Below are 15,960 nucleotides of genomic sequence, written 5' to 3'. Positions count from 1 at the left end.
TCCTCCTATGTTGAATAAATTTTTGTTTTCAAGTATTATTATAGCAAGGAAACTTATATATTTAAAATACATAATTAGTATTCAAAGTATATAGAAATTATATAGTAGGAGTGATATCTTTTTATGGATATTAAGCAGCTGAAGTATTTTCTGACTATTGCTAAAGAAGGTAAAATAACTAGTGCAGCTAAAAAACTAAATATGGCGCAGCCACCTTTAAGTTATCACTTAAAACTCTTAGAAGAAGAATTAGGCGTTAAACTTATGGATAGGGGAAGTCATAAGATACATTTAACAAGTGCAGGAGAAATACTTGCAAATAGAGCTGAACAAATACTTAAATTAGTAAGTTTTACTGCAAAGGAGCTAAAGGATTTTAAAGAAGGAGCAAAGGGAACACTTTCCATTGGAACGGTATCTTCTTCAGGTGCTACATTGTTACCAGAAAGAATAAAGATTTTCCATAAAGAATATCCAGAGGTAAATTTTAATGTATGGGAAGGAAATACCTTTAGAATATTAGAAGTATTAAACAGTGGATTGATAGAAGTTGGTATTGTAAGAACCCCTTTTAATACGGAAGGGCTTGAAATAACTGCACTACCTAAAGAGCCTATGACTGTTGTATTTAACAAGGAGAGTGATTTGTTTGAAGATAGAGAAAGTGTGAAATTAAAGGACTTGAAAGGGAGACCTTTAATTATATACAGAAGATTTGAAAAGTTGATATTTGAGTGCTGCAATAAAGAAGGTTTTGTACCTAATATAATTTGTAACACTGAAGATGCAAGAACAGCACTTTTATGGGCAGAATCAGGTATTGGAATGGCCATTGTTCCAAGAACATCTATTGATGTGGTTAAAAATGTAGATTTGAAAAGAAAAAAGATAGATGAAATTGATTTGGAAACTAGTATAGCTGCTATATGTGTAAAGAATAGATATATGTCATCAGTAGCTAGAAATTTTTTACGCATTTTTTCTATGAAAAAGTAGAATATTTTAGGAGACGATTTTAATGAATGAAAAAAATTTTAACTTTAATGTTAAGGTACTGTTTTTTGTTGCTGTCTTAATCACTGCTTATTTTTACATAGATAAATTTCAAATAATTGCACTCGTACCTTTGGCATTATGTGTGTACGATGGATTTTGTATATTTTTTAAATTTAAAAATAGGGACGGGCTTAGAATAATTTTTTTTATGGCTACCGTTTTAACACTTATATTTGTACTTCATGTTTTAGTGGTATATGGAGTATCCAATCCAATTCCTATAATTATTGCTTTTATAGTGACTAATTTGTTTTTTATATATAATTTAATTATCTACAAGTATTTTAAATACAATTTATTAAGCCTTATAATTATAATTTTAGGTTGGATCATATGTGACGGTTTTCCTATACTCATGGTATTTGTATTATCAGCAGGACTTTTAAGTAAATAGTAAATAAAACAATTAAACTTTGGGATAGAACACCTAAAGCTTAATTGTTTTTGTTCTGTAATATTTTTGTTTAAGTTTTATTTTTAATTATTTTCCTTAAGGTATCAATTAGAATATCTACTTCGCTATAAGTATTGTATAAACCAAAGCTCAACCGAACGAGACCCGGGTGGGAGATGTCATTGTAATTGTGTTTTAAGTAGGTTATATCTTTACGAGAAAGCCTAAGAAGTCTTTGTACATAAGGTTGAGCACAAAAGCAGCCACTTCTGACTGAAATACCAGATAAATCTGAAAGAAGTTTTGCTGTAATACCATGATAAAGTCCTTTTATGTTAAAAGGAAGTATTGCAACCTTATCGCAATTTGGATTGGGATCACAATATAAGGTGATGTTTGGGAGACTAGTAATTTTATTCAAAGCATAATTGTATATTTTCATTTCACTTTTGTCTATATTTTTTATTCCCAATTTGTTTAACATCTCAATAGCAGCAGTTAAGGCAATTACTCCAAGTACATTGGGAGTACCAGCTTCATTTTTTTCAGGTGGATCATTCCATATTACACTGTTATCTGTAACTAATTTTATAGTACCTCCTCCGCTATATTCAGGTGATACACTACAGAAAGTCTCCTTGGGACCTATCAATACACCTATACCAAAGGGTGCATACATTTTGTGTGCTGAGAAAGCTAAATAGTCAATAGATTCCTCTTCATAATTCTGCTTCATGTATATAGGATAATGAGGTACAAGTTGGGCGCCATCTACTAGAATTTCTGATCCATAATTGTGGGCAATTTTTGCAATTTTATATATAGGGTTTTTGTATCCTGTTACATTAGAAGCACCAGTTACACATACCAACTTAACTTTGCCATCATGTTTTTCTAATTTACGTCTTAAATCTGAAATAATTAGTTTACCGGTTTCATCCACCTCCAAATAATCTACTTTAAATTTGTTCCTCCAGGGTAAATCATTAGAATGATGTTCCATTCTAGTCGCTAATATAACAGCATCCTTATATAGATAATTAAAAATATAAGATAATTTATTGATAGCTTCAGTAGTGTTTTTTACATAGATTACTGTATTTTTTTCGGAATCACAGTGAACAAAGTTGCATATAAGTTGCCGCGATGTTTCATAGATTTCAGAGGATAATGTAGATTTAAAACCGGTTCCCCGATGAATAGAAGAATAATAGGGTGAAAAACTAACTACTTTTTCCATAACATAATTAAAGGGAGGTGTAGTAGCTGCATTATCAAAATTTATAGCAGTTACCAGCTTTCCATTTTTTAAAGGTATTTTTGTATCTACACCGGTTATTAATTCTCTGTAATTATGATTTGTTTTATCATAGGACATATTAAAATCACTCCTATAAGGTACTTATATATAATATGTAGTATGATTTTAAATGTACCAAATAAGTGAAAAGTTTATCAATAAAATAAACATAGGAATAAGCATAGACTATATTTACACTATCCTTATTTGCTGCTTTCCCAAGTATCTTTATATTCTTGTAAAATGTTATGGAGCACATTTCCTATTTTAGAATAGGCACTGTCGTTTAAATTTGCAAGTGAAATTCTTACAGACCACTTAGAGGCATAGAATCCGGAGCCTCCTAATAATACAATAGAAGATTTTTCGGCTAATTTAAAGAGTATATCTATTGGTTTATAGCTCATGTCTAAATAATCTCCAAAGGCTTTTCCGTAATGAGTATTTGCCCATTTTAATAGGTCAAATTCTGCATAGTAACTTGCGTCATAAGGATCTTCTGGTATATTTATGTCAAGACTTTTAAATAGCAACTTTTTTCGCCTTTTACATATGCCCTTTATCAGGTTTTTGTATTCGCTTTTAGTATCTAGCAGTGAGAATATTGCAAAAAAGGCCATTTGAACCTGCTGGGGCGTTGACAAACCTGCAGTATGGTGAAGTGCTACCTGACGGCTGTCTGCTGCGATCCTATCTATAAAATTAATTTCCGTTGGATCGGTTGAAATGGATTCATAACGTTTTTTTATAGTATTTTTTTTATCTTCTGGCAGCTCTTTTAAAAGCTTATCAAATACATTGTTTTCATGAATAGCTATAGTCCCAAGTCTCCAGCCTGTTACACCAAAGTACTTTGAAAATGAATAAACTCCTATACAATTGTAGGGGAGAGCTGATACTATAGAATTAAATTTGTCTGGAAAACTACCATATACGTCATCTGATATAATCATTAAATTTGGATTGGAATCCTTAATAGTTTCTATAAGGTATTTAATTGATTCAGGTTCTATAGCTTCTGAAGGCGGGTTGCTTGGGTCTACTAAAAATAAAGCCTTGATAGTTTTGTCACCTAGTTTTTTTAGTTCTGATTTTGGATATTGCCACGGACTACTTCCTTCTTCGGGATCTTCAGAGGCCATTATCTTAACTAAATTAAAATTATATCTTGGAATAATTGGAATCTCTAAATAGGGAGTAAAAATAGGAGTCATAATTGCTACTTTATCACCTTTTTTTAGAAGTTCATTGGCAATTAATGAATCAAATATATAACATATGGCAGCAGTAGCACCTTCTACAGCAAATAATTTGAACTTAGAATCAAACTCCTGTAAGTGATATATCTCCTTGAGTAAATACTGAGTTACTATTTTTTCTACATGGATTAATATTCTGCTTGGGTCTGGATAGTTATCACCTATAATTCCATCTGTCAGTTCATAAATCCAATCTTCAGCATTGAATCCTTGATAATTTATACCATAATCTATAAATTTTTTTAACATATCTATGCCTGGACAGGTTTTGTGACTTTCAATATAATCATAAAAACGTATATGTATATTTTGCTTTTCAGGCATTCCGCCTAAGTTTTTTTCATTCCATATTCGCCGTGATTCTTCTAATGCAAATTGCCCAAAAGCAAAAAAGGCCTCTCGGGGAGAAGTGGATATCCAGTTAGGATTCCCTCTTCCTGCATCTAAAAGAGCATGTGCACTTTTTACCTTTTGACCTTTAGCAAGACTAATTAGTTTGTTTTTTAATTCAAAAGGACTTATTTTACCGTAAATGCGCTCTAGTTCTAGTAGTTGAATATTTTTATCTGAATACATTTTATGTGCTTCCTCCAAAAATTTTATATATTATAAAATTTATATTCTGCAAATATAAACAAAAATATGCACATAAAAAGTACCAGCCTAGTGCAATTTTTTTAGTTTAATTATATACTAGTTCTTGAATGACCATAATATAATAAAAGCTGTTATATTTTAGACTAAAATGAAAGGATGTGCTTAATATGCGAGAATATAGTGCTTTTGATATTCTAGGACCCATAATGATAGGACCCTCTAGCTCTCATACTGCTGGGGCAGCAAGACTGGGTAAAATTGCAAAGACTATAGCAGGAGGCAAAATTTTAAAGGTACAATTTCTGCTTCATGGATCTTTTGCTAAAACTTATAAAGGACATGGTACAGACAAGGCTTTAGTTGCTGGAATACTGGGGATGGATCCCTGGGATGAAAATCTAAAAGAATCTATTATTTTGGCAAGGGAAGAGGGAATTAAAATTGAATTTAAAGAAATAGATTTAGGAGACGTTCATCCTAATACAGTCAAATTTATTATAGAAAAGGATAATGGGGAAACTTGTGAAATGGTAGGCTCATCTATAGGTGGAGGAAATGTAGTAATAAGTGAAGTAGATGGAGACAAAATAGAATTTACAGGAAGTTACCCTACTATATTGATAAATCATATGGATGTACCGGGTATGGTTGCAAAGGTATCTGATATACTTTATAAGCATAAAATAAACATAGCTTTTATGAGAGTGTATAGAAAAAGCACTAGAGGTTCTGGAGCAACTATGGTGTTTGAAGTGGACGATTTAATTTCTGAGGATGTTGTAAATGAAATAAATGAAATTTCAAATATAAAAAAGATAAGAGCTATAAATCCTATAACAGAGGAGGAATAATAGATGGCTAATACCGGAAATGAACTTATAAAAATATGTAGAGAAAAAAGTATGAAAATATGGGAATATACAGTTGAGGAAGAAATTAAAAGGGGAGATTCTAGTAGGGAAGAAATTTTAGGGAAGATGAGAAAAAATCTTAAAGTAATGCAAAATGCTGCAGAATATGGTATGAAAAACAAAGTAAAATCTATAAGCGGACTTATAGGTGGGGATGCTTACATATTAAATAATTATTGTAGGGAAGGAAAAAGTTTAACTGGAGATTTTATGATAAAAGCAATGGCAAGGGCGCTTTCATGTTCGGAAGTTAATGCTGCTATGGGAAAGATAGTGGCTGCACCTACAGCAGGCTCCTGTGGAATAATACCTGCGGCAATAATAAGTGCAGGAGAAAAGCTAAACAAGAGTGAGGATGAATTGATTCAAGCGCTCTTCACAGCAACTGGAATTGGAATGATAATAGCTAGAAATGCCACTATGTCAGGAGCTGAAGGTGGATGTCAGGCAGAGTGTGGTTCTGCAGCTGCTATGGCAGCAGGAGGAGTAGTTGAGATGATGGGCGGTACTCCAGAACAAGCCTTAAATGCCAGTGCTATAGTGATAAAAAATGTATTAGGATTAGTTTGCGATCCTGTAGCAGGTCTTGTAGAAGTACCTTGTGCCAAGAGAAACGTTTCAGGAACTGTAAGCGCACTAACTACAGCAGATATGGTTATGGCAGGTGTATACAGTAGAATACCTTTTGATGATACTGTTTCGGCAATGTATAGGGTTGGAAAACAACTTCCCTGTGCACTTAGGGAGACAGCACTTGGAGGACTTGCAGTTACAGAAACTGGCCTTAAATTAAAAAAGCAGGTACTTGGAAATTAAAAAAGGGATATACAAATAGTTGTATATCCCTTTTTTCAAAGGTATAAAAAACCACCTTTTATTCAGAGGTGGTAAAACATTCTATTCATTTATGTTAAGATGTTTTATTCTAATATTGTAAGCTATAAATTATAGTTTTACAACGTTAGCAGCTTGAAGACCTTTTGGTCCTTCTTCAACATCAAATTGAACTTTTTGACCTTCTTCAAGATTTTTTCTTGGTTCATCACTTTGGATTGCAGTGAAGTGTACGAAAACATCATTTTCGCCAGGTACTTCAATAAATCCAAATCCTTTTTCTGAGTTAAACCATTTTACTGTTCCTATTTTCATTTATTATCCTCCTAAAGATAAAACACTTATAATTGATATAGCTTGATTTTGTATATCGGTGTTTATTATTACATTAGTATAACACAAAAATGTAAAATTAACAACAAATCTTAAAATTTCACATTAAATATTGATGTTACCTAATAAACATATTATACATTAATTTGACTCTATAATCAAAGTAATTTTTAAAATAATTTTGCTGCAATTAAAAACTTTTTTATTAGTATTAGTATTTAACATTTAATACTTTTTAATACATTGTTAATTTACGGTAATGTATTAAAAATATTTTTACTTGATCCTTTTAGACATTAGGCGTTAAAGGGATCTCTTATGTAAGCTTATTTGAATTAAAAGAGTCATTTATATTGTCCATTATCATAGTTGTTGTATTTGAGATATTGCTTATTATATGTTTATAAGTATGGCTTAATTGAGTCAAAGAAGTTACCATTTGGCTATTTTTTTTCTCTTATAATAATCTATTTTACGTAGTACCTCTTTATTTTCTTCTCTAAACATCCAGGTTAAGGTTGTACCCGTTTCGTATTGTTTTTGAAATTTAATTAGTGATGAATAAGACATCTTCGTAGTGTTTTTGGCAATGTTTTTAGTAAGTGATTTGATAAGTGAATTTGAAAAATTATTTAAGGTATCTTTAAATGCATTGTCAAGTAAGCTCATGTACTTTTGAGTATCACTTCCATAAGCACCAGATAAAATTTCTTTTTTTATCTTTTTATATTCTGAAGTATATTTTGATAGTGAAGAAAGCTTAGCATTGTCTTTACTAGAGCTTTCAATGCGGTTAAAAAAGTTACAGAGTACAGTTCCATCTTTGGATATATTTGAATCATCTTTGCCTTTAAAATTTGTAGTATTATTGTTACTAGATGAAGTTTTATGCTCACTGACATTACACTTGGCTTTACAGGAAATTAATTTGCTAATTGTAATTGAATCCACAATAACCCCTTCTTACATTTTTATCTATATATTACAAGTATCGAAATATAATTTAATTACTGAATAATTACTTTTAAATATTAAACTTATTGTGTATAATTCATTTTAGGTAGCTTTGTAGATAAACGCTAGTGAAAAGTCTATTCTAAAAAAGGAGTAATGAAAATGTTATTTATTGAGCACCAAAATACGAACCCATATATGAACCATGCAATTGAAGAATATGTAATGCAAACATTCAATGAGGATTGTTTTATCCTTTGGAGAAACAGACCCTGTGTTTTAATAGGCAAAAATCAAAATACCCTTTCAGAAATAAACATAGACTATATAAAAAAGCATAATTTATCAGTAGTAAGAAGAATGTCAGGGGGAGGAACTATATTCAATGACCTGGGAACTTTAAATTTTACCTTTATATCTGTAGGCGAAAACAATGCTTTTGCGGATTTTAGTAAGTTTACGTATCCTATAATAAGAGCATTGAAAAAGCTATCTATAAACGCAGAGCTTTCTGGTAGAAATGATTTGGTTATAGATGGTAAAAAAATTTCAGGAAATGCCCAATATAAACATGGAAATAAAATTTTGCATCATGGAAGTATTTTGTTTTCTGTTAATATGAAAAATTTGAATGATGCTCTTTACGTAAACCCTATAAAATTTTCAGATAAAGCTGTTAAATCTGTAAGAAGCAGGGTTACGAATATATATGATTATATTAAAAGTGATATGACTATAATTGAATTCAAAGAATTTTTAATGAAATCAGTTATAAGTGAAGATGAAAATCCTAAAATATATATATTTTCAAAAGAGGAATGGAAAAAAATAAAAGAAATATGTTATCATAAATATAAGACGTGGGAATGGAATTATGGACATCTTAAAAAGTTTAATTATTCCAACCAGAAAAAATTTCCAGGAGGAATTGTACAGGTTAATATATATGTAAAAAAAGGTATTATAGACAATATAAAATTTTTTGGAGATTTTTTCAGCAGTTGCGAGATTAGTGAATTGGAAAATGAGTTTCTAGGAATTAAGTATGAAAAAGAAGAAATTCTGAAATCACTTGAAAACGTAGACATGGAAAGATATATGCATAATATAAACAAAAAAGATATTATGGAGGTTATGTTTAAATAGTAGTATACTAATTTTGTGGAGATGTGTTAAAAAATTAGCATATTTTAAAGAAGAAGCGAGGGATTGTATTTTATGTATAAGAGAAAACCTGAGTGGTTAAAAATAAAAATAAGAGGCGGACAAGTTTCCCAGGATGTAAAGGATATACTTAAAAAATATTCTTTAAATACTGTATGTGGTGAGGCAAATTGTCCTAATAGAATGGAATGTTTTAATAAAAGCAGGGCAACTTTTATGATACTTGGGAAAAATTGTACTAGAAATTGTACTTTTTGTAATGTAACTAAAGGCAAACCTGAAAAAGTTGATAAAAAAGAACCTTTTAATGTGGCACAAGCAGTGGATAAACTAGAATTGAAATATGCGGTAATAACTTCTGTTACAAGAGATGATTTAGAAGATGGAGGAGCTTCTCATTTTGCTAATGTTGTAGAAGAAATAAGAAAGCTTAATAAAAATATAACAGTAGAAGTTTTAATACCGGATTTTAAAGGAAATGAAACTGCACTTAAAAAGGTAGTGGATTCAAAACCTAATGTAATAAATCACAATGTAGAGACTACACCTGCTCTATATAAAGAAGTAAGACCAATGGCAGTTTACAAGCGTTCACTGGAACTTTTAAAAAGAGTTAAGATTATGGATAACTCAATTTTAACAAAATCAGGATTTATGTTGGGGCTTGGAGAAAAAGAAGAAGATATTATAGAAGTATTAAAGGATTTAAGAAGGGCGGATTGTGACATTGTTACAATAGGTCAGTACTTACCACCTTCTTCAAAACATCATCCTGTTGTAGAGTATGTTCATCCTGATCTATTTAAAAAGTATAAAGAAATAGCTTTAGAGTTGGGTTTTAAATTTGTATCATCTTCCCCACTAGTAAGAAGTTCCTATCATGCAGAAGAAATGATTGAAAGCTAATCTGATGCCAAAAACTCTACTTATATCGAAATGAGATAAAATTGAAACATAATCTCATTTTGATATAAATTTGGTATCATTTTGATACCAATGGACTTAGAAAAATTTCTTAGCACAAAATATTAAAACTAAATATTAAAGCTTATCCCACTATTAACATCTATTTGAGAAGGTTGTGAAAAATTATTAAAAATATATAGAAAATTGGCATATAAATTGCTAGATATATAAGAGAAAGATAAATTCGTATATTTTTTTTAAAATTCTAGGAGGTCTTTATTATGCATATTCCAGATAATTATTTAAGTCCATCAACCTGTGCTGTTATGGCAGTGGTAATGCTGCCAGTTTGGGCAAAGGCCGTAAAAAAGGTAAAAAGTGAAATAAGTCCCAAGAAAATGCCTATGCTTGGTGTTTGCGGAGCATTTTCTTTTCTTATAATGATGTTTAATGTACCTATACCAGGAGGAACAACAGCTCATGCAGTAGGGGCAACTTTGATAGCAATTTTACTTGGACCTTATGCAGCAACTATTGCAGTTACTATAGCACTACTTATACAGGCACTTTTCTTCGGAGATGGAGGAATACTTGCATTTGGAGCTAATACTTTTAACATGGCTTTTATAATGCCTTTTGTAGGGTATACCATATATAGTATTATAAAAAATAGAGTAAAGAGCCCTAAAGGAGAATATATTGCAGCTTTTATAGGTGGATATGTAGGAATTGTGGCGGCATCTTTTATGGCATCCATTGAATTTGGCCTACAGCCTTTATTATTTACAGATGCAGCTGGAAAGGCACTTTATTGTCCTTATGGTTTAAATGTGGCTGTACCAGCAATGGTAGGAACTCATCTTTTAGTAGGTATACTTGAGGGGGCAATAACTGCAGCAGTATACGCTTATGTGAAGAAAATGTCACCAGATGTTGTATATGAAGACAAAATTGGAAATAAAAAACCACTTTATGGACTTTTGGCAATTTTAATAGTTTTATGTCCTCTAGGACTTTTAGCAGCTGGAGACGCGTGGGGTGAATGGGATTCAGAAGGTATGAAGTCACTTATAGGGTACATACCTAAAGGATTTCAAAATGGCATACACTTTAATGCTATTGCAGCGGACTATTCTGTAAAAGGAATGAATGATGTTGTAGGTTATATTATTTCAGCAGTGGCGGGAGTTGCACTTATAATGATTGTGTTTAAAATAATATCTTCTTTAAGAAAAAACGCGGTGGATATAGATAATAAAAATGTTAAAGTAAATAAATAAACAGAGTTCTAAGCATCAGATGGAGTTTTGACTCCACATGATGCTTATTAACAGGATTCTTAGTGCTTCAGCACTTAGAAGACGTTATCCTTTAGGGAAATTCGTTATCCAGGGATATAGCTGCTTTTTACTCATACTTGGAGAAAAGCAGATATCCCAAATCTTTGATTTGGTGATAGTCGCTTTCACAGAGTGCGTGGAAGTATTAGAGCAGGTAGTCATCGGATAAATGGGAAGCCCCCCTTTTTACATATAAACAAATTAAAAAGGGGGCTTTTTTATTTTTCAGAAACTATATTTTTTAAAGCATTTACTAATGCATCTATATCTTGCTTTTCATTAAAATATCCAATACCTATTCTCATAGCACCAATTTCATAAGTTCCCATTATCCTGTGGGCTGTTGGAGCACAATGAAATCCAACTCTTATCATTATGTCATATTCCTTATCCAGCTTAAAAGCAATATCTTCACCAGACATATTCTCTATATTAAACGAAATGACACCTACTATTTTTTTCGCATCTTTTGGACCATATATATGGATTCCTGGAACTTCCTCTAATCTCTTAAGGGCATATTCAATTATTTCATTTTCTTTATCTCTTATTTTTTGTACTCCTAGATCATATATGTATCTAATTCCTTCTCCTAAACCAACTATTCCAGCTACATTTAAGGTTCCTGCTTCTAATTTATTAGGATAATAATCAGGTTGGTATGGATTTTTCGAATCTTCACCGGTTCCTCCAGATTTTAATGACCTTATACAATTAGTGTCACAATTTATTAAAAGCCCTCCTGTACCAGTAGGTCCCAAAAGACTTTTATGACCTGTGAAGGCAAGAATATCTATGTTGTCTTTTTGTACATCTATAGGGTAAGCTCCGGCTGTCTGGGCGCTGTCTACTAAAAATAGAATTTTATGTTTCCTGGCTATAGCTCCTATTTCCCTTATAGGTTGAATAGTTCCAAGCACGTTAGAAGCATGAGTGAATACAATTAGCTTAGTGTTTTTTTTTATTAATTTTTCTATGTCACAGGCTTTTGATATTCCTTCATTTGTGCAGGGAAGAGTAGATATTTCTATACTTCTGTCCCGTTCAAGAGTTTTTAAAGGTCTCCATACAGAATTATGCTCCAAGCTACTTGTGATAACATGATCTCCTTGATTTAAAACTCCGTTTATTATTAGATTAAGTGAATCTGTTATGTTGTAAGTAAAGATTATGTTAGATGGGTCTTTACCGTTAAATAACTTACATATATTATCTCTGCAGTTAAATACAAGTCTATCAGCTTCAATAGCTGATTTGTAAGCCCCTCTTCCTGCAGTGGCTCCTATGTTCTTCATAAAATCTGAAATTTTGTCTATAACTATAGATGGTTTGGGGTAAGATGTAGCAGCATTGTCTAAATAAATTCCCAATATGATTATCTCCTTTCTTTAGGTTCCCTAGATTTATAAAATATAATTAAGTCAACTTTTGTACATACGAAATTTTGACTTAATATAAAAATATTGCGACGTAATTTTTTAAATTAATAGTTAAGAATGAAGAATTAATAGTTAATGTGGATTTTTTTCCGTTACACTATAAAAAATCTTTGATTAAGCTTTTCATCACTTGTTTCGCTAAAGCGAAACATTGCTGATTTATATAAATTAAAGATTTTTTGCGATAGCTAAAAATCGTCTTTCACTATTAATTTTTCATTATTAATTCTTAACTTGCGAAGAAGCTTTGTTTTTAACTCCTATAAATATATTATAACTTTATTATGCGGAGTTAAAAGGGGGAAATTTGATATGTAAAGGATATGTAGAATTATTATAAATTTATAAATTAATATAACTGTAATTTTCAAGTTATATTTCGTATGTTATTATATAGGTATAAATATTTTAGTAAAAATTATAGAAAAGGGAGAGATACACTTGAAAGAAATTCATTATAACAGTACTAGAGGATTAAATGGAAACTATACTGCATCTCAAGCTATACTAAAAGGAATATCAGAAGATGGTGGATTGTTTGTTCCAGACAGCATACCTTCTGTGAATGAAGAAGAATTACAAAAATTCAAAAATATGACTTATAAGGAATTAGCTTTATGCATAATCGGAAAGTTTTTCACCGATTTTACTGAAGATGAGTTGAAGAAGTGCATAGACCTAGCTTATGACAATAAATTTGAATCAGATGAAATAGTGCCACTAAAGAAGGTTGGGGATGTGTTTTATTTAGAGTTGTTTCATGGACCAACTTTAGCTTTTAAAGACATGGCATTGTGTCTTCTACCACATCTAATGCAGACTGCTGCAAAAAAACAAAATTTACATAAAAAGATAGTTATACTTACAGCAACTTCTGGAGATACAGGAAAGGCAGCACTAGAAGGCTTTGCAGATGTAGAGGATACAAGAATAGTAGTATTTTTCCCTGAAAAAGGGGTAAGTGATATACAAAAAAGACAGATGGTTACCCAGGTAGGCAAAAATACTAAAGTTATAGGAATAAAGGGAAATTTTGATGATGCCCAGACTGAAGTTAAGAAAATTTTTAATGATGAAGAATTAAAAAAAGAATTGGATGAAAAGTCTTATATGTTTTCTTCTGCCAATTCCATAAATATAGGAAGACTTATACCTCAAGTAGTATATTATTTTCATGGATATATGGAACTTTTAAGGAAAGGGCAAATAAAATTAGGAGAAAAAATAAATTTTGTAGTTCCTACAGGTAATTTTGGAAATATACTTGCAGCTTATTATGCAAAAAAAATGGGCCTACCTATAAATAAGCTTTTATGTGCTTCAAATGATAATAAAGTATTATATGACTTTTTAAAAAGTGGAATTTATGATGCTGAGAGAGAATTTATAGTAACTATATCTCCTTCTATGGATATACTCATATCCAGTAATCTTGAAAGATTCATATATGATATAAGTGGGAAGGATTCTTCAGTTGTACAGGGATTAATGAAAGATTTAAATAAAAATAGGAAGTATAGTGTAAGTGAAAATATGAAAGAAGAATTAAAACCATTTTATGGTGGATTTGCGACCGAAGGGGAAACACTTCACTCCATAAGTGATGTCTTCAAAGATTATAAATACCTAATGGACACACATACTTCAGTGGCTTATTCCGTGTATAGAAAGTATTTTCAGGATACAGGAGATGACACAAAAACCATTATTGTTTCTACTGCAAGTCCTTTTAAATTTACAAAATCCGTAATGAGTGCTTTAGACGATAAGTATAAGAATCAAAAAGATTTTGACCTTATAGAAGTAATGAGCAAAACTGCTTCTCTCGAAATTCCTAAACCTATAGAGAAACTAATGAAAAGTGAAGTTATTCACAGTACTGTATGTGAAAAACAACAGATGAAAGATGAGATTAGAAAATTCTTAGTATAATTGGAGATAACTTTCCATTTTTTACGAAAAAGTAATTTACATATAATAACATAAAATATACATCAATATAAGTACAATAGTAAGTCGAATATTGAAAATTAAAGTTATAAATATTCGATATATAATGTATGAAAATGCTAGGATGTATTTATAAACAGTAGTATAATATAAAATTAGAAGGTAGTTGAAAATTAGTGTAAAATTATTTTTTGTAGAGAAACTAATAAAATAGCATGAGCAGTTTATATTAATTTATAATAATATAGTATGAGGAATTGTTGTATATATTCATGAGGAAAAATTTTCTTGTGAATATATACTTTTATAGAGAAAATTTTGGCTTAGATATGTATTTTTAATAGGGGAGAGTTTTATGTTGACATCATTATCAGATGAATATAATCAACTTAAAAATGAGTATGAAGCTTATCAAAAGATGGCTGAAGGAATTATACAAAAACAAAGTATAAAGATTATAGAGTTAGATAAAAAACTAGATATGTTGTCTTTGATAGTTGAGATAAGTCAGTATATAAACAAGCGAATAGGTAGAGGAGAAATAGTTTCTATAATAAATGATATAATGATAGGCATTCTAGGGGTAACTTATTCAAGCGTATATCTTTTAGAGAATAGAAAACTTCAATTAAAATCTACAAACTTGCCTAATACAAAACATCACTATAGTATTAACGATTACAATAAAGGAAATATAAGTAATCTAAATGCTAGCATAGTAAATTGTATTGATAATATATATATATATGATAATATTCAAATTCACTCTTCCATACTCATGCCTATATATTTAAAAGATAATCTATTAGGTGTTATCGTGGTTGAACATCATATATATAACTATCTAAATAACGAACATATGAAGTTATTGACTGCACTTACCAATCAGATAGCTATATGTATAGAAAATAATAAACTTTATAACAAGATAAAACAAAATTCTCAAAAGGATTTTTTAACAGGGCTATTTAACAGAAATTATTTTTTTTCGGTGATAAGAGAAAAGGTAAAAGACTGTGGCAAAGGTTTTGCTATTGTAATGATTGACATTGATGATTTTAAAAGTTTTAATGATAGATTTGGGCATCAATATGGAGATAGGGTGCTGAGAAAAGTAAGTGATATAATAAAAGATAGTATAAGAGACGAGGATATGGTAGCTAGATATGGAGGAGAAGAAATTATAATATATATGTATAATATTACAGATTCCATGTCTGTATATGAGAGAATGATAAATATAGGAGAGCTTATAAAAAAGAAAGCTGTAGAGTATAATGAAGTCTCGTCTTATGTAACGGTTTCAATGGGTATAGCAGTATGCACAAATAAGAATAAAGATGTTGAAGATACAATAAGAAGGGCTGATATGAACTTGTACAGAGCAAAAAATTCTGGAAAAAATAAAGTGGTTTATTAAATAAGTATAGTTATTGGCATCAGAGGGAGTTTTAACTCCCTCCTGATGCCTATTAACAAGATGATTAGTGCTTTAAGCACTTAGAAAGGCGCTATCCTTTAGG

Annotated in this window: 14 protein-coding genes; 9 read left to right on the top strand and 5 right to left on the bottom strand. The window is 30.6% G+C overall.

Annotated elements, in window-relative coordinates; all coding sequences use genetic code 11:
- Positions 1-123 precede the first annotated feature (123 nt).
- On the top strand, positions 124-996 hold the full coding sequence (locus tag CLJU_RS16415) for a LysR family transcriptional regulator (RefSeq protein ID WP_013239959.1): 873 nt from the start codon (positions 124-126) through the stop codon (positions 994-996).
- A gap of 22 nt (positions 997-1,018) precedes the next feature.
- On the top strand, positions 1,019-1,450 hold the full coding sequence (locus CLJU_RS16410; RefSeq protein WP_013239958.1) for a hypothetical protein: 432 nt from the start codon (positions 1,019-1,021) through the stop codon (positions 1,448-1,450).
- 70 nt (positions 1,451-1,520) lie between these two features.
- On the opposite strand, the gene CLJU_RS16405 is transcribed toward CLJU_RS16410, so the two are convergent.
- Entirely contained in the window at positions 1,521-2,828 is a 1,308-nt protein-coding gene (locus CLJU_RS16405; protein ID WP_013239957.1) for an aminotransferase class V-fold PLP-dependent enzyme, read from the bottom strand.
- 125 nt (positions 2,829-2,953) lie between these two features.
- Complete coding sequence (gene aspD, locus CLJU_RS16400; RefSeq protein ID WP_013239956.1) at positions 2,954-4,585, bottom strand: aspartate 4-decarboxylase; 1,632 nt, start codon at positions 4,583-4,585, stop codon at positions 2,954-2,956.
- Between the two features lie 188 nt (positions 4,586-4,773).
- Between aspD and sdaAB the strand changes: the two genes are divergently transcribed.
- A complete protein-coding gene (gene sdaAB, locus CLJU_RS16395) occupies positions 4,774-5,457 on the top strand; it encodes an L-serine ammonia-lyase, iron-sulfur-dependent subunit beta (protein ID WP_013239955.1) in 684 nt (227 codons plus the stop codon).
- Positions 5,458-5,460: 3 nt separating this feature from the next.
- Entirely contained in the window at positions 5,461-6,333 is an 873-nt protein-coding gene (gene sdaAA, locus CLJU_RS16390) for an L-serine ammonia-lyase, iron-sulfur-dependent, subunit alpha (RefSeq protein ID WP_013239954.1), read from the top strand.
- Between the two features lie 129 nt (positions 6,334-6,462).
- Here sdaAA and CLJU_RS16385 read toward each other — a convergent pair whose 3' ends face one another.
- On the bottom strand, positions 6,463-6,666 hold the full coding sequence (locus CLJU_RS16385) for a cold-shock protein (protein WP_013239953.1): 204 nt from the start codon (positions 6,664-6,666) through the stop codon (positions 6,463-6,465).
- A 450-nt stretch (positions 6,667-7,116) separates the two neighbouring features.
- Positions 7,117-7,635, bottom strand: coding sequence for a hypothetical protein (locus CLJU_RS16380; protein ID WP_013239952.1), 519 nt, complete (start codon positions 7,633-7,635; stop codon positions 7,117-7,119).
- Positions 7,636-7,800: 165 nt separating this feature from the next.
- On the opposite strand from CLJU_RS16380, the gene lplA reads away from it, so the two are divergent.
- From lplA to cbiM, 3 genes are all read left to right on the top strand, one after another.
- On the top strand, positions 7,801-8,784 hold the full coding sequence (lplA, locus tag CLJU_RS16375) for a lipoate--protein ligase (RefSeq protein WP_013239951.1): 984 nt from the start codon (positions 7,801-7,803) through the stop codon (positions 8,782-8,784).
- A 72-nt stretch (positions 8,785-8,856) separates the two neighbouring features.
- Positions 8,857-9,708: a lipoyl synthase gene (gene lipA, locus CLJU_RS16370; RefSeq protein ID WP_013239950.1), complete on the top strand. Its 852-nt coding sequence runs from the start codon at positions 8,857-8,859 to the stop codon at positions 9,706-9,708.
- A gap of 281 nt (positions 9,709-9,989) precedes the next feature.
- Entirely contained in the window at positions 9,990-10,988 is a 999-nt protein-coding gene (cbiM, locus tag CLJU_RS16365; RefSeq protein WP_013239949.1) for a cobalt transporter CbiM, read from the top strand.
- Between the two features lie 278 nt (positions 10,989-11,266).
- Here the strand turns inward: cbiM and CLJU_RS16360 are convergent, their stop codons facing one another.
- Entirely contained in the window at positions 11,267-12,418 is a 1,152-nt protein-coding gene (locus CLJU_RS16360; RefSeq protein WP_013239948.1) for an aminotransferase class V-fold PLP-dependent enzyme, read from the bottom strand.
- Positions 12,419-12,928: 510 nt separating this feature from the next.
- Between CLJU_RS16360 and thrC the strand changes: the two genes are divergently transcribed.
- Together thrC and CLJU_RS16350 are read left to right on the top strand one after the other, a co-directional pair.
- Entirely contained in the window at positions 12,929-14,419 is a 1,491-nt protein-coding gene (gene thrC, locus CLJU_RS16355; RefSeq protein WP_013239947.1) for a threonine synthase, read from the top strand.
- A gap of 373 nt (positions 14,420-14,792) precedes the next feature.
- Positions 14,793-15,857, top strand: coding sequence for a sensor domain-containing diguanylate cyclase (locus CLJU_RS16350; protein WP_013239946.1), 1,065 nt, complete (start codon positions 14,793-14,795; stop codon positions 15,855-15,857).
- Positions 15,858-15,960: the final 103 nt, after the last annotated feature.

Source organism: Clostridium ljungdahlii DSM 13528 (genome assembly GCF_000143685.1).
Lineage (GTDB): Bacteria > Bacillota > Clostridia > Clostridiales > Clostridiaceae > Clostridium_B > Clostridium_B ljungdahlii.
This window is presented reverse-complemented; position numbering and strand designations above follow the sequence as displayed.